The sequence below is a fragment of the Pseudomonas sp. LFS044 genome, from assembly GCF_047978245.1.
Classification (GTDB): Bacteria; Pseudomonadota; Gammaproteobacteria; order Pseudomonadales; family Pseudomonadaceae; genus Aquipseudomonas.
Map to the genome: position 1 here is coordinate 164,851 of NZ_JBFPFX010000009.1, position 24,273 is coordinate 189,123.

24 protein-coding genes are annotated in these 24,273 nt (G+C 62.8%); 16 read left to right on the forward strand and 8 right to left on the reverse strand.

Annotated elements, in window-relative coordinates; translation table 11 throughout:
• Positions 1 to 7: 7 nt before the first annotated feature.
• A complete protein-coding gene (locus tag ACNQPL_RS10415) occupies positions 8 to 1,126 on the forward strand; it encodes an aryl-sulfate sulfotransferase (protein ID WP_346614392.1) in 1,119 nt (372 codons plus the stop codon).
• A gap of 123 nt (positions 1,127 to 1,249) precedes the next feature.
• Positions 1,250 to 3,541: a TonB-dependent receptor gene (locus ACNQPL_RS10420; RefSeq protein ID WP_416466662.1), complete on the forward strand. Its 2,292-nt coding sequence runs from the start codon at positions 1,250 to 1,252 to the stop codon at positions 3,539 to 3,541.
• 7 nt (positions 3,542 to 3,548) lie between these two features.
• On the opposite strand, the gene ACNQPL_RS10425 is transcribed toward ACNQPL_RS10420, so the two are convergent.
• Entirely contained in the window at positions 3,549 to 4,313 is a 765-nt protein-coding gene (locus tag ACNQPL_RS10425; protein ID WP_416466629.1) for a hypothetical protein, read from the reverse strand.
• 372 nt (positions 4,314 to 4,685) lie between these two features.
• Between ACNQPL_RS10425 and ACNQPL_RS10430 the strand changes: the two genes are divergently transcribed.
• From ACNQPL_RS10430 to ACNQPL_RS10450, 5 genes are all read left to right on the forward strand, one after another.
• On the forward strand, positions 4,686 to 5,528 hold the full coding sequence (locus ACNQPL_RS10430; protein ID WP_416466630.1) for an IclR family transcriptional regulator: 843 nt from the start codon (positions 4,686 to 4,688) through the stop codon (positions 5,526 to 5,528).
• A gap of 125 nt (positions 5,529 to 5,653) precedes the next feature.
• The gene (locus ACNQPL_RS10435; protein ID WP_416466631.1) at positions 5,654 to 7,036 is read left to right on the forward strand and encodes an MFS transporter; all 1,383 of its coding nucleotides are present in this window, start codon (positions 5,654 to 5,656) and stop codon (positions 7,034 to 7,036) included.
• 141 nt (positions 7,037 to 7,177) lie between these two features.
• Positions 7,178 to 8,107, forward strand: a complete 930-nt coding sequence (locus tag ACNQPL_RS10440; RefSeq protein WP_416466632.1) for a dihydrodipicolinate synthase family protein — start codon at positions 7,178 to 7,180, stop codon at positions 8,105 to 8,107.
• A gap of 116 nt (positions 8,108 to 8,223) precedes the next feature.
• Complete coding sequence (locus ACNQPL_RS10445; protein ID WP_416466633.1) at positions 8,224 to 9,468, forward strand: OprD family porin; 1,245 nt, start codon at positions 8,224 to 8,226, stop codon at positions 9,466 to 9,468.
• Between the two features lie 188 nt (positions 9,469 to 9,656).
• On the forward strand, positions 9,657 to 10,040 hold the full coding sequence (locus ACNQPL_RS10450) for a tautomerase family protein (RefSeq protein WP_346614399.1): 384 nt from the start codon (positions 9,657 to 9,659) through the stop codon (positions 10,038 to 10,040).
• A 3-nt stretch (positions 10,041 to 10,043) separates the two neighbouring features.
• Here the strand turns inward: ACNQPL_RS10450 and ACNQPL_RS10455 are convergent, their stop codons facing one another.
• Positions 10,044 to 10,928, reverse strand: a complete 885-nt coding sequence (locus ACNQPL_RS10455; RefSeq protein ID WP_416466634.1) for a LysR family transcriptional regulator — start codon at positions 10,926 to 10,928, stop codon at positions 10,044 to 10,046.
• A 106-nt stretch (positions 10,929 to 11,034) separates the two neighbouring features.
• On the opposite strand from ACNQPL_RS10455, the gene ACNQPL_RS10460 reads away from it, so the two are divergent.
• Positions 11,035 to 11,469, forward strand: a complete 435-nt coding sequence (locus ACNQPL_RS10460) for a GFA family protein (protein ID WP_416466635.1) — start codon at positions 11,035 to 11,037, stop codon at positions 11,467 to 11,469.
• Between the two features lie 34 nt (positions 11,470 to 11,503).
• Here the strand turns inward: ACNQPL_RS10460 and ACNQPL_RS10465 are convergent, their stop codons facing one another.
• Complete coding sequence (locus tag ACNQPL_RS10465; RefSeq protein WP_416466636.1) at positions 11,504 to 11,665, reverse strand: DUF2986 domain-containing protein; 162 nt, start codon at positions 11,663 to 11,665, stop codon at positions 11,504 to 11,506.
• Positions 11,666 to 11,799: 134 nt separating this feature from the next.
• Between ACNQPL_RS10465 and ACNQPL_RS10470 the strand changes: the two genes are divergently transcribed.
• The 3 genes from ACNQPL_RS10470 to arsH are packed head-to-tail and all read left to right on the forward strand — an operon-like array spanning position 11,800 to position 13,370.
• Positions 11,800 to 12,147, forward strand: coding sequence for a metalloregulator ArsR/SmtB family transcription factor (locus ACNQPL_RS10470; RefSeq protein WP_346614403.1), 348 nt, complete (start codon positions 11,800 to 11,802; stop codon positions 12,145 to 12,147).
• Between the two features lie 36 nt (positions 12,148 to 12,183).
• Positions 12,184 to 12,654 (forward strand): arsenate reductase ArsC, encoded by a 471-nt coding sequence (locus ACNQPL_RS10475; protein ID WP_416466637.1) that lies wholly within the window; start codon positions 12,184 to 12,186, stop codon positions 12,652 to 12,654.
• A gap of 14 nt (positions 12,655 to 12,668) precedes the next feature.
• A complete protein-coding gene (arsH, locus tag ACNQPL_RS10480) occupies positions 12,669 to 13,370 on the forward strand; it encodes an arsenical resistance protein ArsH (protein WP_416466638.1) in 702 nt (233 codons plus the stop codon).
• Between the two features lie 38 nt (positions 13,371 to 13,408).
• On the opposite strand, the gene ACNQPL_RS10485 is transcribed toward arsH, so the two are convergent.
• The 3 genes from ACNQPL_RS10485 to ACNQPL_RS10495 form a co-directional block, all read right to left on the reverse strand.
• Complete coding sequence (locus ACNQPL_RS10485) at positions 13,409 to 14,044, reverse strand: LysE family translocator (RefSeq protein WP_346614406.1); 636 nt, start codon at positions 14,042 to 14,044, stop codon at positions 13,409 to 13,411.
• An 80-nt stretch (positions 14,045 to 14,124) separates the two neighbouring features.
• Positions 14,125 to 14,325, reverse strand: coding sequence for a DUF1289 domain-containing protein (locus ACNQPL_RS10490; protein ID WP_346614407.1), 201 nt, complete (start codon positions 14,323 to 14,325; stop codon positions 14,125 to 14,127).
• Between the two features lie 113 nt (positions 14,326 to 14,438).
• Positions 14,439 to 16,670 carry a methyl-accepting chemotaxis protein gene (locus tag ACNQPL_RS10495; protein WP_416466640.1) on the reverse strand — a complete coding sequence of 744 codons (2,232 nt, stop codon included), beginning with the start codon at positions 16,668 to 16,670 and terminating at the stop codon, positions 14,439 to 14,441.
• Between the two features lie 228 nt (positions 16,671 to 16,898).
• On the opposite strand from ACNQPL_RS10495, the gene ACNQPL_RS10500 reads away from it, so the two are divergent.
• Positions 16,899 to 17,561, forward strand: a complete 663-nt coding sequence (locus ACNQPL_RS10500) for a class I SAM-dependent methyltransferase (RefSeq protein WP_416466641.1) — start codon at positions 16,899 to 16,901, stop codon at positions 17,559 to 17,561.
• A 262-nt stretch (positions 17,562 to 17,823) separates the two neighbouring features.
• Here the strand turns inward: ACNQPL_RS10500 and ACNQPL_RS10505 are convergent, their stop codons facing one another.
• Positions 17,824 to 18,702: a hypothetical protein gene (locus tag ACNQPL_RS10505; protein ID WP_346613192.1), complete on the reverse strand. Its 879-nt coding sequence runs from the start codon at positions 18,700 to 18,702 to the stop codon at positions 17,824 to 17,826.
• 211 nt (positions 18,703 to 18,913) lie between these two features.
• Here ACNQPL_RS10505 and ACNQPL_RS10510 point away from each other — a divergent pair, with 211 nt between their 5' ends.
• The 4 genes from ACNQPL_RS10510 to ACNQPL_RS10525 all read left to right on the forward strand — a co-directional run bounded on the left by ACNQPL_RS10510 (position 18,914) and on the right by ACNQPL_RS10525 (position 22,933).
• A complete protein-coding gene (locus ACNQPL_RS10510) occupies positions 18,914 to 19,894 on the forward strand; it encodes an aliphatic sulfonate ABC transporter substrate-binding protein (protein WP_346613191.1) in 981 nt (326 codons plus the stop codon).
• A 16-nt stretch (positions 19,895 to 19,910) separates the two neighbouring features.
• Positions 19,911 to 21,275, forward strand: a complete 1,365-nt coding sequence (locus ACNQPL_RS10515) for an LLM class flavin-dependent oxidoreductase (protein ID WP_416466643.1) — start codon at positions 19,911 to 19,913, stop codon at positions 21,273 to 21,275.
• Between the two features lie 132 nt (positions 21,276 to 21,407).
• Positions 21,408 to 22,244: a bifunctional allantoicase/(S)-ureidoglycine aminohydrolase gene (locus ACNQPL_RS10520; protein ID WP_008093910.1), complete on the forward strand. Its 837-nt coding sequence runs from the start codon at positions 21,408 to 21,410 to the stop codon at positions 22,242 to 22,244.
• Between the two features lie 89 nt (positions 22,245 to 22,333).
• On the forward strand, positions 22,334 to 22,933 hold the full coding sequence (locus ACNQPL_RS10525; RefSeq protein WP_346613189.1) for an START domain-containing protein: 600 nt from the start codon (positions 22,334 to 22,336) through the stop codon (positions 22,931 to 22,933).
• A 48-nt stretch (positions 22,934 to 22,981) separates the two neighbouring features.
• On the opposite strand, the gene ACNQPL_RS10530 is transcribed toward ACNQPL_RS10525, so the two are convergent.
• Entirely contained in the window at positions 22,982 to 24,103 is a 1,122-nt protein-coding gene (locus ACNQPL_RS10530) for an MFS transporter (RefSeq protein WP_416466664.1), read from the reverse strand.
• Between the last annotated feature and the right edge of the window lie 170 nt (positions 24,104 to 24,273).

Genomic DNA, 24,273 nt, shown 5'->3' on the forward strand with positions numbered 1-24,273 from the left:
GAAACCAATGTCACGACTCGATACCACCACCCTGCGGCGCCACGCCACCGGCCTGATCGCCGTGGACGAACAACGCTCTGCTGGCGGCTACACCCTGTTCGCCCCGCAAACGGCAGGCGGCAAGGTCTTTTTGATCGACCTGCAAGGCCGCGAAGTGCATCGCTGGGCGCTGCCCCAGCGCCCTGGCCGCGATGCGGTGCTGCTGGCCAACGGCAACCTGGGCTACAACGGCAACCACCCGGACTCGGCAGATCGCTTCCCGGGCTGGTCGGTGTGGCATGGCGGCCAGTTCAGCGAGGTGACCCCGGAGGGCGAGATCGTCTGGCAGCACACCGACCTTGCGCACCACCACGATGCCCAATGGCTGGCCAACGGCAACCTGTTGTACACCACCGCCGAACCGCTGCCAGTGCACATTGCACAGCGGGTGCTGGGCGGCATCCCGGGCAGTGAAGCCCCCGGCGGCGTGATCTACGGCGATGTGGTGAAAGAAGTCGACCGCGCCGGCAACCTGCTGTGGGAGTGGCGCAGCTGGGAGCACCTGGCCCCGGAAGACTACCCCCTGCACGACTGTTTCGAACGCTACCACTGGCCGATGACCAATGCCGTGACCCCAGCCAGCGATGGCAAGGTGCTGCTCAGCCTGCGCAGCGTGTCTTCGGTGATCTGCGTGCAGCGCGGCAGCGGCCGTGTACTGTGGCGCCTGGGCCATGACCTGGTGGCGCAGCAGCATTGCCCCAGCGAGCTGGAAAACGGCAACGTGCTGGTGTTCGACAACGGCATTTCGCGGCCGCATGTGTCGATGCCGCATTCGCGCGTGATCGAGGTCGACCCGGTCGAGCAGCGCATCGTCTGGCAGTATGCCGATGCCCCCGGTTACGCGTTCTTCAGCCCGTTCATGGGCGGTGCCCAGGCGCTGCACAACGGCAACGTGCTGGTCACCGAAGCCAACTTTGGCCGCCTGTTCGAAGTGACCCGCACAGGTGACGTGGTGTGGGAGTACATCAACCCGCATTTTGCCGCCTACCCGGACGCCGCCTCGCGGGCCTACCTGCCCGGTGAAAACAACGCCATCTTCCGCGCACACCGTTACCAGCGGCAGGACATCCCCTGGCTGCGCGACTGACCCCTACCCCACCCCCAACCGTTGATCACGCTTACGCACACCACGCGCAGCGAGGTCCATTCATGCCTGGAGTTCATGATGACCACGCCCGTTCCACACCTCGCCTGCGCGTGCGCCTTGCGCATGCTGGCCCCTTCCCTGCTTGCCCTGGCCTGCGCGCCGCCGGTATGGGCCGCCCCCGCTGACAGCACAGCCGTAAACACCGGCGCCGCGGCCAATGACACCACCCTGCGCACGGTCACTGTCACCAGCCGCCGACGCAGCGAAGATGCGCAGTCGGTGCCTGCCGCCATGACCGTGCTCTCGGCGCAAACCCTCGATGACCAGCGCCTGTATCGCCTGCAAGACCTTCAGCAGGCGCTGCCCAGCGTCAACGTCGCGTTCATGCACGCCCGCCAGTCGAGCCTGTCGATTCGCGGGCTGGGCAACAACCCGGCCAGCGACGGCCTTGAAGGCAGTGCCGGGATCTACCTGGACAACGTCTACCTGGGCCGCCCGGGCATGGCCGTGTTCGACCTGCTGGACATCGACCAGCTGGAGCTGCTGCGCGGGCCGCAAGGCACGCTGTTCGGCAAGAACACCACTGCCGGGGTGCTGAACATCAGTACCCGCAAGCCGACCTTCACCCCGGAGGGGCGCGTGTCCAGCTCGTTGGGCGAAGATGGCTACGTGCAGAACCAGGCAAGTGTCTCCGGCCCGTTGAGCACGACAGTGGCCGGGCGCGTCTCGGCGTACCGCACCCGCGAGAACGGCTACGTGAAAAACGATTTCGACGGGCATACCCTGGGCGGCGGCACCCGCCAGGGCGTACGCGGCCAATTGCTGTTCGAGCCCAACGAAGCGTTCAACGCACGCTGGATCGCCGATTACAACGAAGAAGCGTCCAGTGCCGGAACCCGCTCGCTGTTCAGCACCGGGCCGACCATCAACGGCGTCAACCTTTACCAGCAACGCGCTGACGCGGTCGGCGCGACACTGGCGCACGGCCGCCACGTCAACCTGGACGCAGACCAACGCGTAACGGTGTTCCAGGGGGGTACCAGCCTGGAAGCCAACTGGACCACCCCCGGCGACTACACCCTGACATCGGTCAGTGCCTACCGCTGGTGGGATTTCACCCCACGCAACGATGACGAACTGAACGTGCCGGTGATGTACAACGTCGGCCAGTCAGCGCGCGACGAGCAATACACCCAGGAGCTGCGCCTGGCGTCGCCGTCGGGTGGCACATTCGACTATGTACTGGGGGCGTTCTACTTCCATCAGGCCATGCGCAACAAGGTGTTCACCACCTACGGGCCACTCGCCGACACCTGGAACGGCACGCCCCAGGGGGCGCTGAACAACGTCACCAGTATCGGCCACGGGCATGTCGATACCGACAGCTTCGCGCTGTTCGCCCAAGGCACCTGGCACCTTTCACCGCGCCTGGAATTCACTGCCGGCGTACGCGGCACCTACGAGGCCAAGCAGGCACGCGTTACCCGCGATGCGCCGGTTGGCGGTGTGGCCGTCGACGGTCGCGCTGCCAACGTGCGCAACGTAAGGCTCGGCGCCTACGACTCGGGCGACCTCAACCTGTACAGTTTCAGCCCCTCGGCGCTGCTGAGCCTGAGTTATCGCTTCGATGAACAGGTGATGGGCTACGTTTCGCTGTCCCACGGCGAGAAGTCCGGCGGCGTCAACCTGTCAGTGGCCAGCGCCCCGGTGGCCGGCGCCGATTCGCTGCTGATCGGCAGCGAGCGCGCCAATGATGCCGAGCTGGGGATCAAGAGTTCGCTGTTCGACCAACGCCTGCAACTCAACGCCAACCTGTTCTGGACGCTGGTGCACGGTTACCAGACCAACGCCTACGACGACGTCAACCTGACCAGCTACCTGACCAATGCGGGTTCGGTGCGCAGCCGTGGCGCCGAGTTCGAGGCCACCATTCTGCCCGCAAGAGGGCTGACGCTAAACTTCAACGGCGCCTTCAACGACGTGCGCTACCTCTCCTACCCCGACGCACCCTGCCCCGCCGAGGTGGCACTGCAGCCGGGCGCGCCGGCGTCCTGCGACCTGGGCGGGCACGCTGTGGTCGGCGCCTCGAAGTGGACCTTCAATGGCAACGGCACCTACGAATGGCAACTGCAAGCGCTGCGGCCCTACGTGAATGCCAGTTACGCGTTCCGCTCCCATGCCGTGGGCACGGTCGACGACTCGCGCTACGCACAATTGCCGAGCTATGCGCTGGTGAATGTATCGGCAGGGCTGCGCGGCGACCTTGGGGATGGCCAGTGGGACGTCTCGCTGTGGCTGAAAAACGCCTTCGACAAGACCTACTACACCACCTTGTGGAATTCGCCCAACGGCGCCTACACCGGCGTGCTGGGCACGCCGCGCACGCTGGGGGTCACGGCCCGCTACGACTTCTGAGGGCGGCTCAACGCCTGTCCAGCACCTTCGCCAACACGAAGGTCGCCACCACCGCAAGCACCACTGCGGCCGAGATCGACGGCACAGTCCCCAGCGCTACGATGGTGCTTTTCACAGCCAGGTAGAAGCCCAGCACCCCCACCGCGCCAATGGCGTTGCCACGCACAATGGCCCCCAACTCGTGGTGCCCGCCCTGAACGTGGGCGAACACCGCGAGCGGCCAGGCAATGATCGGGATCGGCGCCAACAGGCCGCTGGCGACCGGCCCGAGCCATTGGGCACTGGCGGTGATCGCCGCCAGCAGCAGCGTTGCCGTGAGCATGCGCATCGGGATCACCCAGCGTGGCAACGGCACGACGTTTGCGGCGTGGGCCTGTGCCGTCGTCGAAGTGACGACAATGATCAGCGTCAGCAGCAGCACCGTCACGCCGACCGACAGCGCCACCTCCCCTATCCGGCTCATTACAAAGGCGCTCGCAGCGTAGACCGCCAGCGCCGCGATGCAGCCAGTAAGCGCACCCACGCGGCGCGTCACCAGGAAGTAGAACAAGTAAGTCGCCTGCACCGCAGCCAACCCCGCCAATGCCCCAGGCACCGCCTGCAACGCAAAGCCCGGCCCTTGTTCAAGGCTCAGAAACAGCATGACCAGCGCGGACGTCACGGGCAGCCCGGAGAGCAGCCCGCCAATTTGCGTACCCCAGCGCCTGGCCGCCAGCGAGATGGCCAGCATGAGTGTGGGGGTGATGAGGAACTTGAGATAAAAGACGGTCATCGGGAGCTATGTCAGTTCGCAGAGAAGGGAGCCTGATGTGCCAGGCAGGCGGCGTTGGGCGCCCCATGCTAATTGAACTGGGGTGACATGACGCGATTTTTAGTGGGAGGAAGCGCGTGGGCGATCCGCGCAGAAGCCGTCGACGACGCCAATGGCACGCTGGTTAAACTAATGAAAATAAAAGCATTAATACCGCCCCACGGTACAGGGTTTAGCCCAGGCGACGCATAGCCTAGTGCGCTGCTTATTCACTATCAGAATAGAAAAGAGTTCAAGCGATTAAAAATCGAATAGATCGTTAGCAGACTAAGTGATAATCTAAATGAAAGAAAAATATTTCGCAATCCGAAAAAACAAAAAAGGTGCGAAGCCATGGATAAAGTCGTTAAACAAGTTGCTCCCGGCACTACCGCCATGAAGGAAATGGATGACAAGAAAGCACGCAGTACTGTGCAATCGCTGGCAAAAGGTTTCCGGGTACTGGAGTCGTTCACTGCCGACAATGAAGAGCTCACGCTGAGCCAAATCGCGGCAGCCGCTGAGCTAGACCCCGGCACCACGTTCAGGATGCTCAATACCCTGGTGGACCTGGGCTATGTCTCCAGGCTGCCAGAGAGCCGCCGTTTTGCCTTGACGCTGAAAGTGCTCGACCTTGGCTTCCACGCCATTGCCAGAACAGACCTGCGCAGTATCGTGCGCCCCATTCTGCGGGGGCTGGTCAGCGAAACCCATGAGGCTGCAAGTTTCGCCGTGCTGCAGGGGGCCGACGTGCTTTACCTGGAGCGAGTGCGCGCAGGCATCACCCGCCTCGGTGTCGATATCCGAGTCGGCACCACGGTCCCCGCAGCGCAAACCGCTGTTGGCCGTGCGATCCTGGCCTTCCTGCCAAAGGCTGAGGTGGAACGCATCGCCCAATTGCAGCCTTTGATGCCTTTCATCATGAAACCGCAAGCGGATGAACAACGACTTTCGGACACCCTGGAACACATTCGTGAAAACGGCTACGTGCTGACAGACTCCCTGTTTACCGAAGGCTTGAGAATACTCGCAGTGCCGGTGTTGGATATCGATGGTTACCCGGTGGGTGCTATCAGTATTGCCGCGCCGGCGGTCCGTTGTACCGCCGAAGAACTGAAAGTTCGGGCGTTGGAAACAACGTTGGCGGCCGCCGATGCCATTGGCAAAGCACTGCAAGCCAATGGAAGTGTCGGCTAAGCCACCGGCGCGCCTGTATCGAAACAGTGCTGAAACTGCAGCGGTAAACCCGATTGCTGAACAATAGACAGCGGGCTCTGCTCGTCCCTGATAAAGCTAAAAACAATAAAGGACACGCTATGTTGATGCAGCAGGAAGTTGAAACATTGCCCGACAAGGTCAAAAGCCAGGCGAACATCAGCGCACGGCTTGAACGGCTTCCAATCACCCGTCAGGTGTTCTGGGCACGCAACATCATTGGCGCCGCCACGTTCTTCGACGGCTATACCATCATCGCAATTGCCTATGCCATGCCGGTATTGGCCAAAGAGTGGGGGTTGTCCGGCGCACAGATCGGCATGATTCTCTCAGCCGGCTACCTGGGCCAGCTGTTCGGCGCGTTGATTTTCGGTTGGCTTGCCGAGCGCATCGGGCGCATGAAGGTGCTCACCTTCACCATCCTGTTGTTCGTGGCCATGGACGTTGCATGCCTGTTTGCCTCCAGCGCCGCGATGATGATCGCCTTCAGGTTTATCCAGGGCATCGGCACGGGTGGCGAGGTGCCGGTGGCCAGTGCCTATATCAACGAGCTGATCGGGTCGAAAAAACGCGGCAAGTTCTTTTTGCTGTACGAGGTGATGTTCCTCCTGGGCCTGGTGGGTGCAGGCATCATCGGCTACCTGCTCGTCCCCGTGTACGGCTGGAAAGCCATGTTCGCGGTGGGCCTGGTACCGGCCGCACTGCTGATCCCGTTACGGTTCTTCCTCTTCGAGTCGCCGCGCTGGCTGGCTTCCAAAGGGCGGCTTGAGGAAGCGGACCAGATCGTCAATCGGCTGGAGGACAGCGCCATCAAAGCTGGCAAGGTGCTGCAGCCGCCCGTTGAAGTGCCACAGATTCAGCGCACCCCGGATGCCCAGGGCTGGAAGGAACTGTTCCGGGGCATGTACCTCAAGCGCTCGCTGGTGATCTGGGCGATGTGGTTCGGCTCTTACATGGTCGCCAATGGCCTGATTACCTGGCTGCCCACCTTGTACCGACAGCACTTCAACCTGCCGCTGGAAACCAGCCTGGCGTATGGCTTCATTACTTCGGCAGCCGGTGTGGTGGCAGCGGTGATATGCGCCCTGCTCATCGACAAGGTAGGGCGCCGCCGCTGGTACATCGGGGCATTGTTCCTCGGTTCAGTGCCATTGGCCCTGCTCACCTTCACAGGGGCAACGGCCCCCCTGCAGATCCTTGCCCTGGCGGGCCTGGCATATGCCTTGGTACAAACCGTGACGTTCTCACTGTACCTGTACTCGGCAGAGTTATACCCCACTCGCCTTCGCGCACTGGGCACCGGTGTTGGCAGTGCGTGGCTCAGGTTGGGTTCCGCCACAGGCCCATTGATCGTAGGCCTGGCAGTAGGCGGTGGCGGTGTCCACTACGTGTTCGGCGCATTCGCATTGGTTCTGCTTATCACAGGCTTGATGACATCGCTGTTTGCCATTGAAACCAAGGGCCGCATTCTGGAAGAACTCTCACCCTGAAACTAAACACTCAATGTTTATAAAACCGTAATTACCTGCAACACCGAAGTTCAGATCCCAACTTACCAGAAAGTACAGACCTGTATTTTTTGCGCCCCCGCACGCGTCAGTGGCGGCATTTCATAACCAAGAGGAAACATCATGAGCACTAAAAACACCCTGGATCTCAAAGGCCTGGTTCCTGCGCCGGTTACCCCATTCACCCGTGAGGGCCAGGTGGACTACGACGCCATTCACAAGCTGGGGGCCTGGCTGGCCAGTTTCGACGGCGTCAAAGGCTTGGTGGTGCTGGGCCACGCCGGTGAAGGCACCTTCCTGACCCAGGCTGAACAAGGGCGCGTCATTCAAGCGTTCAAAGAATCCTGCGGCGGCCGCCTGCCGATCATCGCCGGTATTACCGGTGAAGGCACGCAAGTGGCTGCCGAAGAAGCGAAGCGTGCGGTAGATAATGGTGCCAGCGCCGGGCTGGTCTACCCCTCCCACGGCTGGCTGCGCTTCGGCTACCAGAAAGGCGCAGCACAAGACCGTTACAAGGCAATCTATGAAAACAGCGGCCTGCCGTTGATCCTGTTCCAATACCCGGATGCCACCAAAGCCACCTACGACCTTGAAACACAGTTGGAAATCGCCAAACAACCCGGCGTCTTCGCCATGAAAAACGGCGTACGCAACATGCGCCGCTGGGACACCGAAATCCCGGTGATCCGCAAAGAAGTGCCTGAACTGCAGATCCTCACCTGCCACGACGAATACCTGTTGCACACCATGTTCGACGTCGATGGCGCGCTGGTGGGTTACGGCGGCCTGACCCCAGAGCCTCTGATCGACTTGATCGCTGCCGGCAAGCGCCGCGACTACCCGGCTGCCCGCGCGATTCACGACAAGCTGCTGCCGGTGACCCGCAACGTCTACCACCGTGGCTCCCACATGGAAGGCACCGTGGCCCTGAAGCACGGCCTGGTTGCCCGCGGCATCCTGGACCATGCCACGGTACGCTCGCCGCTGCTGCCACTTGCCGAAGGCGCAGATCGTGAAATCGCCGACGCACTGCGTTCGGCTGCCTTGATCTGAACGAACCCTTGGCGCCTGGCCCAGGCGCCGCACTCAACCACTGAGACAAACAAGGCCCTGTGTTGACAGGGCCTTGTCACCTCCTGAACCCATCAATAAAAATAACAAGGGTTGGCATGTTGAAAATACACGCGGGTTCGCGCATCACGGTATTAGTGATTCCCTTCGCCATGGGCGCTGCGCAGGCTTATGGCAATGACTTCATCGACAACACGAAAGCGACGCTAACGACCAGAAACTTCTTGTTCGATAGAAACTTCACGTCACCGAACACCCCTCAACACTACGCACGCGAGTGGACACAAGGTTTCATCTTCGACCTGAAATCCGGCTTCACCTCAGGGCGTTCAGGCGTGGGCATCGATGTGCTTGGCAAATATGCCATCAAGCTCGACGGCGGCGCGGGGCATTACGGCGCGCTGTTGCTGCCCAAAGATGATGACGGACGCCCCGCACGCAACTTTGGCCGACTGGGCATCGCCTTCAAAGCGAAGTTTTCAGCCACTGAACTGAAAGCGGGTGAATGGATGCCCAATCTTCCTCTTGTTACAGCAGATGACTTCCGCGCGCTGCCGCAAACGTTCAGGGGCGCACAGCTTGCCTCTGAAGCGCTCAAGGACTGGAGCCTGTACGCTGGCCAGTTCACAAGCACCAGCTTGCGCAACGACTCTTCGATGGAAGACCTGGCGTTCGCAAATGCCCGCTCGGATGCCTTCCGATTCGTGGGCGCTGACTATCGGCTACCCACGCAAAAGACCCAGTTGCGCCTGGCGTCAGGGCAGCTGAAGGATATCTACGAGCAGCACTATGTGGGCCTGATGCAAGGTTGGCAGCTCGCGCCCGGGATAGCACTGAACGCAAACCTTGCCTATTTCCAGGGCAGCGACGATGGGCGCGCAAAGGCAGGGCGCCTGCACAACAAGACGGCGTCCGCACTGATCGGCCTCACTGTGCGGCAACACACCGTGAGCATCGGCCTGCAGGATGTCAGCGGTGATAGCGGATGGATGAGAATCACCGGCACCGGTGGCAGTTACCTGGCCAACAACACGTTCAACCATGCGTTCGATAACGCCAGGGAAAAATCCTGGCAGGTTCGCTATGACCTCAACTTCGTGGGTTATGGCATCCCGGGCCTGACATTCATGACGCGCTACGTGCAGGGCCGCAACGTGAAGACATCGGCCGTGGACAATGGCAAGGAATGGGTCAGGGAGACGGAGATCGGGTACGTGATCCAGAGCGGGGCGCTGCGAAATGCATCAGTCCGCTGGCGCAACGCGAGTGTTCGCCGTGGCTTCAACGCCAGCGACTACGATGAGAACAGGGTGATCATCAGTTATCCGATCGATATCTTCTGACATCTGGCCTGGCCAGTCTTGGCTGTTTTGTAGCCGCGGCAAGGCCGCTCCCACAAAGCCCGCGAGCGCCGCAGTGGCAGCGTTCAAGCAAGGTCGCCATCGATGATGATCGGCCAGCGGCGGTGGCTTGCGTTGGCTAAGCTCGCAGGTGAGCCGACCCGCCAAGCTCTACAGCCTAGGAGCCGCCCATGCCTCTGGTACGCATCGACATCAGAAGACACCCCGACCCCACCCACCTGCAAAAGCTGGGTGGCGTCGTTTACGCCGCCCTCAAGCAAACGATCAATGTCCCCGATCACGACAACTTCCAGGTGCTGACCGAGCACGATGGCGACCGCCTGGTGTATGACCCTCAGTACCTGGGCATCCAGCGCACCGATGGCCAGGTGTTCATCCAGATCACGCTCAGCGAGGGGCGTACGGTCGAACAGAAAAAGGCGCTGTACCTGGCCATCGCCGAAGGGCTCAACCGCGAAGCCGGGGTGCGTATGGAGGATGTGTTCATCAACCTGGTCGAAGTACGCAAAGAGAACTGGTCGTTTGGCAACGGCATCGCCCAGTATGCCCTTTGACGCTCACGCGTTCAGGTGGTCATGCAACGCCTCGCCCAACACCTCGAACACCTGAGCGATACGCTTGATCCGGCGCAGGTCGCTGTGCATCGCGATCCACACATCGACCTCAAACCCAAAGCTGTCGGGTAGCACGTGGGTGAGCCCCTGCTGTTTGCCGATGCAGGTCGGGCACAGGCCGAAACCCAGCCCAGCCTTCAGCGCAGCGAGCTGGGCCAGATGATTGTCGGATGCTACGGCGAAATACTGGTCCGGTTCACATATCCCTGTTTCAACCCACCGGCGCACATCGGCCGAGCGCCGGTCAGGGCCGATCAGCGGGCCGCGGCGCAACGCATCGAGGTTTTCAGGTTTACCGTAGCGCTGCAGGCACTCGGCGCTGGCATGCACGCCGATGCGCAAGCTGCCGACGCGCCTGACGGTGATGTCGGCTTCAACCGGGCGCAGCAGGCGCACGGCAATGTCCGACTGCAGCCTGGCGATGTCTTCAAGCGCGTCGCCGATGCTCAACTCCAGCTTCACGCCGGTGTGGCGATGATGAAAGTCGCGCAATAACCCAGGCAGCACCTCGACGCCCAGCAAGTTGCCACAAGTTACCCGCACCGTGCCGCTGTCGGTGGCCGTTTCGGCGCTGGCCATGCGGCTGAACGCCTGCGCAGCATGGTCCATACGCTCGACATGCTCGATCAGCCCGCGCGCCGCGGTGGTCGGCGTGAGGCCCGCAGGCGTGCGGGTGAACAGGCTCAGGTCCAGCGAGCGTTCCAGGTGGTCGAGCCGGCGCCGTGCCGTGGCCTGGGCAATCCCCAGCAGCTTCGCCGCGCCGCTCAGGCTGCCGGAACGCAGCACCGCCAGAAACACCCGCTGGCTTTCCCATTCAAGCCCGCTCATACATTCTTGACCAACGGCTGCTCCCTTTTCGCTCTTCTACCGGGGGCGGCCAACGAGGATGATGCGCCCCTGATTCATCTCGGACGCCATTGTAAGGACTAACACCATGCGATTCACCGGTCATTGCCGCTGCGGGCAACTCGCGCTCGAAATCGAAGCCGCTGCGCGCCCTCCCCTGTATGCCTGCCACTGCCTCAATTGTCAGCGCTGGAGCGGCAGCGCGTTCGGCCTGCACATGCTGTGCGTGGCGTCAGCGGTGCAGGTAACGGGGGAACCCAGCACCTACACCCATGAACATGAGGGGCAGACGTCGACGCAATATGCCTGTGGCGTTTGCCATACCCGTATGTTCAACGAGACGACAGCCGCGCCCGGTATGCGGGTGGTGCGCGCCGGCGTGCTGGAGGGCGCAGCGCACCTCACCCCTGTCGCGCACATCTGGACCCGACGCAAACAGCAGTGGGTAACCCTGCCGGACGGCGTTGCCCAGTGGCAGGAAACGCCAACAGCCGAAGCCTTCGCGGCTGCGTTGATGGGGTGAGACGCCTGGGGTAGCGGCCGCCAGTCAGGCGGCCTCAGCCCTCGGAAACGGTGCTCTGCTCGGCTGCAGCCTGCGCCTCCATCTTCAATCGGTCGGCCTTGCAGATGTACTTGGGCTTGCTCTTGGGCGCCAGCTTCGCCGCGGCTTTTTTCTGGTGGGCTTTCAGTAGCTGGTTGATTTTTTTGCGACGGTTCATGGTGACACTCGGTTTACAGGTTTGATCAATTGGCATCATACGCGTGCGCGTAACCAACATCACATTGCGGATGAGGGCTTGCGATAGAAATCCGAATATGCGTATATGCGCATATTCACATATATGGATGCCCCATGATCACCCCTCCTGAAGTCTTCAAGAGCCTGGCGGACGAAACCCGTGCCCGCGCAACGCTGCTGATCGCCAGCCAGGGCGAGTTGTGCGTCTGCGAACTGATGTGCGCGCTGGATGACAGTCAGCCGAAAATCAGCCGGCACTTGGCGCAACTGCGCAACAGCGGCCTGTTGCTGGACCGTCGTCAAGGCCAATGGGTCTATTACCGCCTCAACCCTGCCCTGCCGGCTTGGGTGGGCGAGATGTTGCACGTCACGCTGCAGGCCAATGCCGATTGGCTGGCGCACGACTGCGCACGCTTGAAAACCATGGACGGGCGTCCCGTCCGTGAAGCCACCTGCTGCTGAGCCCTTGACGCCGCCACACAGCGGCAGGAGTTATCGATGCGAGTGTTGTTCATGTGCACGGCCAACAGTTGCCGCAGCATCCTGTCCGAAGCGCTGTTCAATCACCTGGCGCCGGCAGGCTTTGAAGCTGTCAGTTCCGGCAGTTTTCCCAAAGGCCAGGTATTGCCGCGCAGCCTCACCACGCTGCAGCAGGCGGGTATTTCGATCGAAGGCCTTGGCAGCAAAGGGAACGATGCCTTCGAAGGCAACCCGCCAGACCTGGTCATCACAGTCTGCGACAAGGCAGCCGGCGAGGCTTGCCCGGCGTACTTCGGCGCTGCCCTGAAGGCGCACTGGGGGCTTGAAGACCCGTCCGACGTGGCAGGGGACGATGCACAGATCAACGCCGCTTTTGTAGCCACGCTGCTGCGCATCGAAGTGCGCTGCAGCGCCTTCTTCGCGCTCGCCTTCGACCAGCTCGGCCCTCAACAACTCAAGCACGAGCTGGACCGCATCGGCTCGCTATGAACAGGTACAACTGCATGCACAATGAATTGCCCAACCTCGACCTTTCCCTGTTCGGCGATGCCCCACCCGAAACCCGCGCCAGCAACCACAAGCCGCGCATCTTGCTGCTGTACGGCTCCACGCGAGAGCGTTCGTTCAGCCGCCTTCTGGTAGAGGAAGCCGCCCGCCTGCTGGAGCACTTCGGTGCGCAGACCCGCATCTTCGATCCATCGGGATTGCCGCTACCCGACGATGCGCCAGTCGAGCATTGCAAAGTGCAAGAGTTGCGCGACCTCATGCAGTGGTCGGAGGGCCAGGTGTGGTGCTCACCAGAGCGTCACGGGACGATGTCTGCCGTGTTCAAGGCGCAGATCGACTGGGTGCCACTGGCGCTCGGTGCCGTTCGCCCCACCCAGGGCAAGACGTTGGCGGTGATGCAGGTTTGCGGCGGTTCGCAATCGTTCAACGTGGTCAACCAGCTGCGGGTGCTGGGCCGCTGGATGCGCATGTTCACCATCCCTAACCAGTCTTCGGTGCCCAAGGCGTATCTGGAGTTCGACGAGGCGGGGCGAATGAAACCCTCGGCCTACTATGACCGGGTTGTCGATGTGATGGAGGAACTGCTGAAGTTCACCCTGCTGCTGCGCGATCGCAAGGACGCGCTGGTGGACCGCTATTCCGAGCGCAAGGAAAGCGCCGAGCAGCTGTCGGCGCGGGTCAATCAACGTTCCATCTGAAACCCTGGCCGTAGCGCGGCTGAACCTCGCTCCTGCGCTCAGCTGGCCTGGCGGCGCATGGCCAGAATCGCGGCACCGAAACCGATGAAGGTGGTACCGACCACGCGGTTGACCCAGCGCGACGACTCAGGCCGGGTCAATACCCCTTTAGCCCGCGCGGCCAGCGCGGCATAGAGGCTCAGAGACGCCAGCGACAAGGCCACGAAGATGCCGGTCAGGGCCAGAAACTGCGGCAGCAGCGCGGCGCTCTGGTCGATGAACTGCGGGAACAGGGCGGTGAAGAACATCGTCGCCTTGGGGTTGGTCACGGCGGTCAGGAATGCCGACTTGTACAGTTTGAACGGGGTGGGCTTGCTGGCACTGGCCTCTGCAGTGCCAACCGGGGTCGAGGTTTTTTTCAGCAGTTGCCGGGCGCCGAGGTAGAACAGGTAGCCTGCGCCGATGACCTTGACTGCGTTGAACAGCATTTCGGAGCTGGCAAGCAGCGCCCCCAGGCCCAGCATGGCCGCCGCCGACAGGCAGAACAGGCCACTGCCATTGCCCAGCGACGACCACACCGCGCTGCGCTGCCCGTGGGCCAGGCTGTTGTTGATGGCCATCAGGGTGGCGGGACCCGGGCTGGCGATGGCGATCGCGGCAACCAGGGTGAAGGCGAGAAGCGAGTGCGGGTCCATGTTGCATGGCTCGTTGAATACGGAGCGTGCATCTTACCTGAGATCCAGGCGCAGCTTTACAGGCGGTGACGAGTAATGAATCAGTCGCTGCCCTTGCGCTTGGCGCTTTTCTTGACGATGGCCTTCATTCGCGTGGCGGCCCGCTGCACCGTGGCCATTTTCTCGGGGCGCTTCATGCCGCGCCACTTGCGTATCTCATCCCGCGTTCGGCCACAGCTCACGCACAGCTCGCTGTTGAGCTGGCAGAGCGAGACGCAGGGGTTGTCGATGTCCTTGGCCATGGGCGGCTCCGTTTGCGGGGTGCGGATGGTAACGCAAGGCAGCAGCGTTGGGTGAATCGCAAATAGACCGCCGCCCATAAACCCGCGCCCAAGTCATGGAGCCACACTGCAGTTCACGCCGCAGCCACCCGTTCGATATCGCTGCTGACCTCGAACTGCCCTACCAGCTTTTGCAGTTTGTTGGCATTGACCTTCACCGTCTCTGCACTGTTCTGCAAAACCACCGCCGTCTGGCGCATTTCGCTGGAAGACTGGTTGACCTGCTCGATGGTCTTGCCATATACGAGGCTGCGCCTGTGAAGCTGCTGAATGATCGCGAACATGCCTTCCACCGCTTGATGCAACTGTACGTTTTCCGACGACGCACCTTCAGCCAGGCGCAGGCTGTCATCGACGTTCTGCACGCCCTCCTCCATGAAGCTCACTGCTTGTTGGGTTTCGTTCTGCAGGCCTTCGACTTTTTCCCGGATTTCATCGGCGGCGCGCGCAGTGCGCAGGGCCAGGCTGCGTACCTCATCGGCCACCACTGCGAAGCCGCGGCCATGTTCACCCGCCCGCGCGGCCTCGATGGCGGCATTGAGGGCCAGCAGGTTGGTCTGGTTGGTGATGTCGCTGATCAGCCCGGTGATGTTGCCGATCTGCGTCATCCTGCTGTCGAGCGACTGCACGCTGGAGGCTGAGCGCGCCACCACATCACGAATCGACTGGGTGCCCTCCTGCACCGCCAGGTATTGCTCACGGGCACGGCTGACCACCTCATCCATGGCCTGTTTCATCTGCTCGGCGCTGACCGAAGCTTGCTGCAGTTCGCCCAGTTGATCCTCCATGATGATCATCATCTGGTGCACTGCATCGGCTACCTCGGCAGAGCTGACGCTCGCCTCCTGGCTGCGCCCCAGCATCATCTGGTTGGTGGCGCCCACCGTGCGGCTGGCCTTGACCACTTGCCCCACCACTGAATCGAGGCGGTCGATGAAGCTGTTGATCCAGCGCGCCATGTCGCCGGTCTCGTCATTGGCCATGGCCGTGGTGTCCAGGCGTTGGCGCAGGTTGCCTTCACCCTCGGCGATGGTCCGCAGCACCCCGCTCATGTCATTGAGCCTGGCCGCCAGCCTTCGGGGCCCGACCACGCTGAACAACAGCGTGGCCCCCAGCATGCTCAAGGCTGCCAATGCATCGTTCAGCCCTTGGGCCAGGCCGGCGTAGTGTTGCACCAGGAAGTTGCAACCGAACAGCCCGGCCATGATCGCAATGTACGGTTTCATCAGCCCGTAGCTGAGCGAGCGCCGACGGTAGACTTCTTCCAGGTCGGCTTCACACATCATCCCCCAACGGTCCGGTGAACCGGGCAGCTGGAACGTGACGCCTTTGCCCACTACCGGTACATGGCGGTAGTCGGAATAACCGGGGTAGGTGACGAACAGGTTGGCGCCGTGGCGGATGGTTTCCCGCACGCCGGGGTGAAGCTGCTGCGTGGCCGGGTCGGTGAAGCGCAGCTCAAGCTCCGTATGGCGTTGAACCTGCACGGTGGCCCAGCGCGTATGCACCCCGCTCTTGAGGTTTTCGCCCTGGGTGAACGTAGCGTCTTCGAAACGCGAGCGTGACAACGCGGTGCCCGGCTGGACTGCAGGGTCGAAGCGCGAGTGCGCCATGAACAGGTAGTTGTCGCCCGACTCGGCGAAGATGTGCCCGGCCTCACGCTGGATAAGGTCCCCCAACACATCGTTGGGCACCCGGCCACAGAGGCAGCCGACCACCTTGCCGTTGGCCTTGAGCGGCTGATAGAACATCAAGGTGACTTCATCGTGAAAGCGCGACGACGAAGGGCCAATCTGCAGGGTCAGCGGGTCCCTGTAGGGGCCGTGCAGGAACGCTGCCTTGAGCCCTTCGGCCACGGCTGCGGTTTGCTCGACCCGCTGCTTTTCGCGTTGCGGCCAGGTCGAGGCGATGACCGTGCCGATGCAGTCGATGACGAACAGTTCCGAGAAGTCTTCAGCCTGCGCAAGCTTGCTGTGCAGTGCCTTACTGTCGAGATTGGCGAACCCCGGCGTCAGGTGATCGGCCAGTTCGCTCAAGTGCTCCCACTGTTCACGGGCCCAACTGTGCAGCAACCGCATGCGGGTCTGGGCGATGGCTTCAAACGTTTGCTCGATCACGGGGTAGCTGGCCCGGTTGAGCCAGCAGGCCCAGCCCATGCTGAGTTTGCCTGTTTTCCCCAACCAGGGGAGCCAACGCTTTTCGCTTGATGACAACGGCATGGAACTACTTGAAAGCGACATTATCTTCACCACATGCGACATGAAAATGGCAAAGTGACAGCAAGGAGTGCGCCAACTCGTATGCATGCTAACGATTTCGACGTTTGGGCTACGCAACGCACATGTGCTGCGCACCAATTAGGTGCTTCGATCACACCGAGCGCCCATCCGGAGCGACGCGCCGTCAAGCCGCAGCAGGGGCTGAGCAGCCTGGAGCTGGCGAATATGTGAACCCCGCGTGGCGGTGGCTGGCGGGGGTAGCGGGAGCCACTCCGGGGCATTTATGCTTGGTGAACGTCACGCCAGGATACCGCCATGCCGTCCATTGAAGCCGACTTGCAGCTTAGCTGGCAGCTCAATGCCAAAGCCTGGATCGACGCCGTTCGCGGCGGCGCCATCGAAAGCCGCCGGCAGGTCACCGACCAGGCCATTCTGCTGGCGATTCTCGGCCGCCAGCCTGAACGCGTCCTCGATCTTGGTTGCGGCGAAGGCTGGTTGCTTCGCGCCTTGGCTGACCGGGGCATCGATGCTGTCGGAGTGGACGGTGATGCTGTGCTGGTCGAAGCGGCGCGCGCAGCCGGTTCGTCAGCGGTTCATAAAGCCAGCTATGAACAACTGGCCGCTGAAGAAGTGGACATTGGCGGCGACTACGACCTGATCTGCGCCAACTTCGCCTTGCTGCACCAGGACATCATCCCCCTGCTGGCGGCGATGAGAGCGCTATTGGCCCCAAGCGGCACGATGGTGATCCAGACCCTGCACCCTTGGAGCATGGCGAACGGGGATTACCAGGATGGTTGGCGCGAAGAATCGTTTGCCGGGTTTGCCGGCCAGTGGCAGCCGATGCCGTGGTATTTCCGCACCTTGGCCAGCTGGTTGAATGCGCTGGATATGGCGGGGTTGCGCTTGGTGAACTTGCAGGAGCCGCAGCATCCTCAAAGTGCTGTGCCGCAATCTTTATTGTTGGTCGCTGAATAGGTGCTTTGCTGCGCCGCCCATTCGCGGGGCAAGCCCGCTCCCACAAAACAAACGCTAACTTACTGATATGGCGGGGATCCTGTAGGAGCGGCTTCAGCCGCGAACACCGGCGAAGCCGGTGCCATCCACCGCGGCGCCTGCTTCGCGGCTGAAGCCGCTCCCACAGGGTATGCGGCGCGCTCGCGGGCTTTGTTCTCTGCGCGACAGCGCTGCCCGAAGGGCTGGGGAATCTCCCACAGATACCTGCCGTACAGACCCGTCGCTAACGCTGCGCGGTGCTGTGCTCGGCCGGTGGTGTCAGTTGCAGCACGCGGTTGCGGCCGCCTTCGGCCAGCAGGTAGCCGCCCTTGCCATCCGCCACGATCGACTGTGGCGCCTTGAGGAACGTCAGCACCGTGTGCTGTGTGCCATCGGCATCAACGCGCAGCAGGCGGGCGCGGTGCGTATTGTCTTCGCTGATCCACAGGCCGCGCTGATCGCACATCAGGAAGGTGGGGTGGCGCAAGCCTTCGACCACCACCGGGTCCTGGCCATCGTCAGACAGCGCACGCACCTTGCCGGTGCCTTTTTCGGTGTACAGCAGACGGCCATCGGCGCAACGGGCCAGGCCTTCGGTTTCGGTCAGCCCCGAACGAAGTACGTCCAGCTGGCCGCTCGCCCACTGGTAACGCATCAGCCGGCCATTGCCCCTGCGGTCCTCGATGGCATACAGGTAATCACCGTCGTTCCACAGCCCCTGCACGCTGTCCCCTTCGAACAGGTGGGTCACCTGGCCATCGCGGGACAGGCTGACCGGGGCCTGGCCGCCTTCCTGGCTGAACACCCAACCGCCTTGCGCCGCCACCATGCCGTCGGGTTTGGACAGGTTGTCGATCAGCACCACGCGCTCGCCCTGGGCGGTGATCTTGAGGATGCTGCCATGCCCATCATCCAGCTCGCGGCTGACCAGCAGGCTGCCATCGGCTTGGGGCAGCAGCGATGCGGCCTTGGCGACGTCAGTGTGCAATACCTCAACGCTCCAGCCATTGCTGGCCTGGACCGGGTAAAAGCTTTGCCAGGCAAAAAAGCCCAGGGTGGCGGTAAGCAGTGCGGCGGTGGCTGCAAGGGCAATGCGCGGGCCGCGCTGGCGCAGGATGGGCATGAAAGGGGGCTCCAAAGGTTCGCGCAGGATCCTAGCAAGAGGATGTGAAAAAATTGTCAATCGCGAAAACCCAGCTTCATACGTGCTGCAAAAATAAAAGGATATAAAAAGAACAAAACATTCTAACTAAATGGAATTAAAAAATTGAAAGCCAAACGCCACCTCCTTAGGCTGAGTACACCGTTTCCCACCCTGCCCAAGGATCGCTCCCATGCCCGCCCGTGCCTTCTCACCCCTGCGCCGCCTGCTCGTCGGCGGCCTGCTGGCGACCGTCGCCAGCGCCCTGCTGCCCTGGTCGAATGCCGCCGCCGATGACGGCAAGACCCTGCGCATCGGCTATCAGAAATTCAACAGCATCAACATCCTCAAAGGCAGCGGCGCCCTCGAAAAAGCCCTTGCCCCGCAGGGTGTAAAAGTCAGCTGGCACGAGTTCGCCGCCGGCCCGCAGCTGCTCGAAGCCTTGAGCACCGGCGCCATTGACCTTGGCCACGCCGCCGACGCGCCCTCGGTGTTCGCCCAGGCTGCTGGCAAGCCGGTGGTCTACCTCGCCGCCGAACAACCCTACCCACGCGGCATCGGCCTGGTGGTACGGGAACAGGACCACCTCGGCGGCGTGCAGGACCTCAAAGGCAAGCGCGTGGCCACCGGCCGCGGCTGGAACGCCCAGTACCTGTTGGCGGTGGCGCTGGAACAGGCCGGCCTGAGCTACAAGGACATCACCCCGGCCTACGTCAACAACGCCGCCGACGCGGTGGCCGCCTTGCAGTCGGGCAGCGTCCAGGCCGCCACCCTGTGGGACCCGTTCCTTGCTGCCGCGCAAAGCCAGCCTGGCCTGAAAAGCCTGCGTGATGGCAGCGGCCTGTCCAACAACCGCACCTTCTACCTGTCCACTGCCGCCTTCGCCGACCAGCACCGGGCGCTGCTCAAGACCTTCTTCGCCGAGCTGGGCAAGGTCAGCCAATGGGCCAACGCCCAACCCGCCGAAGTCGCCGCGCTGCTGGCGCCGCAACTGGGCATCAACGCCAGCGTGCTGGAAGTCGCCAGCGAGCGACGCAACTACAACGCCGTGGCCATCACCCCACAGATCGTCGCCGAACAGCAGAAGCTGGCCGACACCTTCCAGGGCCTGGGCCTGATCCCGCACAAGCTGCAGGTGGCCGATGCGGTCTACCCGGCTTCCGTGCTGCCTTGAGCGGAGAACGTCAGCGATGCCCCGTCACATTCGTTTCAACGCTTTCAGCATGAACGCCGCCAGCCACCAGTCGCCTGGGTTATGGCGCCACCCGCGCAATACCAGCGTGGCCTTCAATAGCCTCAGCTACTGGACCGACCTGGCGCGCCTGCTGGAACGTGGGCTGTTCGATGCGCTGTTCATCGCCGATGTACTGGGCATCTACGACGTGTACCAGGGCGGCCCCGACGCCGCCCTGCGCGGCGGCGTGCAGGTGCCGGTCAACGACCCGCTGCTGCTGGTGCCGGCGATGGCCGGGGTCACCGAACACCTGGGTTTTGGCGTGACCTTTTCGCTGACCTACGAACACCCCTACCCCTTCGCCCGGCGCATGTCCACGCTCGACCACCTGAGCAATGGCCGCGTCGGCTGGAACATCGTTACCGGCTACCTGGACAGCGCCGCGCGCAACCTGGGCCTGGCCCGCCAGCTTGGCCACGACCAGCGCTACGACCTGGCCGAGGAATACCTGCAGGTGCTGTACAAGCTCTGGGAAAAAAGCTGGGACGACGACGCCGTGGTACTGGACCGGGAAACTGGCCGCTACCTCGAACCGTCGAAAGTGCACGCCATCGGCCATGCCGGCGAGCACTTCCAGGTGCCTGGCATGCACCTGTGCCAGCCCTCGCCGCAACGCACGCCGGTGCTGTTCCAGGCCGGCGCCTCGGCACGCGGCCAGCAGTTTGCCGCCACGCATGCCGAATGCGTATTCATCAGCGGGCCAACGCCCACCGTGCTGCGCCGCTATGCCGACGGCATTCGCCGGGCCAGCGAAGTGGCCGGCCGTGGCCGCGACGAGGTGCTGATTTACGCCCAGGCACTGCTGATCGTCGCGCCGACCACCGAGCAAGCGCAGGCGCGTTTTGCCGAATACCGCCGCTACGTCGACCTGGACGCAGCGTTGGCCCTGCTGTCGGGCTGGACTGGCATCGACTTCGCCGGCCTCGACCCGGACACCCACATCGAGTATGTCGAGAACGATGCCGGCCGCGCCGCCCTGGCTGCCTTCACCGCCGCCGACCCCAACCGCCGCTGGACCGTGCGCGAAGCCGCCGAGTTCATTGGCCTGGGTGGCCGCGGCCCGGTGCTGGTAGGCAGCGCCAGCGAGATTGCCGACCAGCTGGAAACCTGGCTCGACCAGACCGGCATCGACGGTTTCAACCTGACGTATGCCGTGCAGCCAGACGACCTGGCCAAGGTGGTCGAGCTGCTGGTGCCCGAGCTGCAGCGCCGCGGCCGCTACCCGCTGGGCTATGCCGACGGCACCTTGCGCCACAAACTGTTTGGCCGGGGCGACCACCTGCCTGAAGCCCACGCAGGCCGGCAGGTTCGCATTCAGTAAGCAAATACCGGGTATTACAACATTTAATTTGTGGATGACACGGGCTGGCCCCTATGCTGTCCGTGCATCCCCTGCACGCACCGGCCGGTGTGGTCCAAGGCACGGGGAGAGAACAACAAGTCGAGACCGTTCATGTCGAATCACTCCTACTTCGCCCCCCACGGTGGGCACCCAGCTCAAACCGAGCTGCTGACTGACCGTGCCATGTTCACCGAAGCCTATGCCGTCATCCCCAAAGGCGTGATGCGTGACATCGTCACCAGCCACCTGCCGTTCTGGGACAAGATGCGCATGTGGGTCATCGCCCGACCGCTGACCGGCTTTGCCGAAACCTTCTCCCAGTACATTGTCGAGCTGGCCCCGGAAGGCGGCAGCGAGCGCCCGGAGCTGGACCCTAACGCAGAAGCCGTGGTGTTCATCGTCGAAGGCGAGCTGGACATCACCGTTGAAGGCAAGCACCACACCCTGGTACCTGGCGGCTATGCCTTCCTGGCCCCAGGCGCCGAATGGAGCCTGCGCAACAACAGCAAGTCCAACGTCACCTTCCACTGGCTGCGCAAGCACTACCAGAAGGTTGAAGGCCTGGACATTCCCGAGTCGTTCGTCACCCACCGCGACAACGCCACCGTCATCGAAATGCCGGGCACCGAAGGCCGCTGGAAAACCACCCGCTTCGTCGACATGGCCGACATGCGCCACGACATGCACGTCAACATCGTCACCTTCCAACCGGGCGGCGTGATCCCGTTCGCCGAAACCCACGTGATGGAACACGGCCTGTACGTGCTGGAAGGCAAAGCGGTCTACCGCCTGAACCAGGACTGGGTCGAAGTCGAGGCTGGCGACTTCATGTGGCTGCGCGCCTTCTGCCCGCAAGCCTGCTATGCCGGCGGCCCAGGCAACTTCAGCTACCTGCTGTACAAAGACGTGAACCGTCACGTGCACCTGACGCTGAACCCACAGCGTTAAGCCCTGACCGCTTCAACACAGCCCGCCGCCTGGCGGGCTTTGTGTTTGCCGCACATACTCAAGGGCCTACTCCCCGCGCGGTGCTCACCATGAACCGCAGCCTTTTGCTTGCCGCCCTGCTGCTCTGCACCTGCGCACAGGCCGCCGACGACTGGAACCTGGCCTACGACCGCGAAGGCATCCGCGTATACCTGCGCGCCGCTGGCGGCTCCCCCTACCAGCAGTTCCGGGGCGTCAGCACCATGAAAGCCAGTGTGCGCACCCTCACCGACCTGCAGGAGAACCTGCGCGTGGCCTGCAAATGGTTGTACGCCTGCGAGCAGATGCGCCTGCTGGACGTCGACGGCGACAGCACGTGGGTCTACCTGACCACCAACCTGCCGTGGCCGACCCTGCCACGGGACATCATCCTCAAGGTCACCAGCGAGCGCCTGGACGATGGCACGCTGGTACGGCACTTGAGCGCCGAGCCGGGACGCTTGCCGGAGCAGCCAGGGCTGATCCGCGTTCAGCGCCTGAGTGGCGAGTGGATCATGAAACCGTTGGGCGAGGGCGAGACCGAGGTGACCTACCAGTTGCAGGCCGACCCGGCCGGCGATGTGCCGGGATGGTTGGCCAACCGGTTTGTGGTGGATGCACCGGTGGTGACGTTGAGGACCTTGCGGGCGGTGGCCGAGCGGCAGCGTTAGTTGCCGGGTGCGTGCCATAAGCTTTCGCAGCTCCACGTGAGCGCTATCCTAAGCACTGGATCGCACGCGCTGCATCACCACCCCCACCAGCACCACATTGATCAACGCCAGCGAGCACAGCGTCAGCAACACCCCCATCGAGCCAAAGTGCTCGAACAGGTAGCCCCCCACCAGTGGCGTCAACGCCTGACCGATCAGCGAAGGCCGCGACATGCGCCCCATTAGCAGCACATATTGCGCCGGCGGCATCATCGCCAACGGCAACAGCCCACGCACGATCGCCCGCAAGCCATTACCGCAGCCGAACACCAGCAGCCCCACCGCCGTGGCCGCCGGCACCAGCGTCACCAGCAGCAGGCCGACCAGCACCAGGCTCACCCACGCCAGCGCCGTCCAGATCGGGTGGCGCTTGCCCGCCAGAATCTGCAGCACCCGCGACGCCACTTGGCTGGGGCCAAGCATCGCCGCCAGGCCGATCGCCACCGGCAGCGAATGCCCAAGGCCCTGCAGCACGGCCACCAGTTGCACGGCAATCGCCGTCATGATGATCGCGCCGATGGCGAACATGCTGGTCAACAGCAGGTAGAGCGGCCGATCCACCCCGGTTTCGGCGTTTTTCTCCTGGGACTTGCGCGCCTCGACCCGTCCTCCCGGCGGCAACACCCGCCAATACAACGGCGCTACCACTAACAACAGCACGATTGCATAGCACACGCAGGTCATGCGCCAGCCCAGGTGTTCGATGGCCAGTGCCACAGTCGGCCAGGACAGGGTCGAGGCAAAGCCGGCGATCAAGGTAATGCCGGTAATGGCCTTGCCGGCGCCGTCGCCATATAGCCCGCCAAGGGTGGCGAACAGGGCTTCGTACAGCCCCATGGCCATACCCACGCCGATCACCGCCCACGCCAGCAGAAACAGCGCCAGGCTTTGGCTGGCAGCCATGATCAGCAGGCCCACTGCTACCACCGCGCCGCTGGCCGCCATTTGCGGGCGGCCGCCATATCGGGCGACCAGGCGGCTGGACAGCGGGGCGAACAGGGCAGATACCATCAAGCTCAGCGACAGTGCGCCATACACCCACTGGCTGGGCCAGCCGGTGTCGCGGCTGATCGGATCGGCCATTACCGCCATGAGGAAGAACGAACCGCCCCAGACCAGGATTTGCAGGATGCCCAGGCAGACGATGCCAAAGGGCCTGGGGAATTGCGGGGTACTGGTCACGGTAAGGCCTTAGGTCATGTGCGGGGTGTCAGGGCCGGCCTCTTCGCGGGGCAAGCCCGCTCCCACAGGTTCCCGATTGCCATCGAGTGCTGCGCGGTACCTGTGGGAGCGGGCTTGCC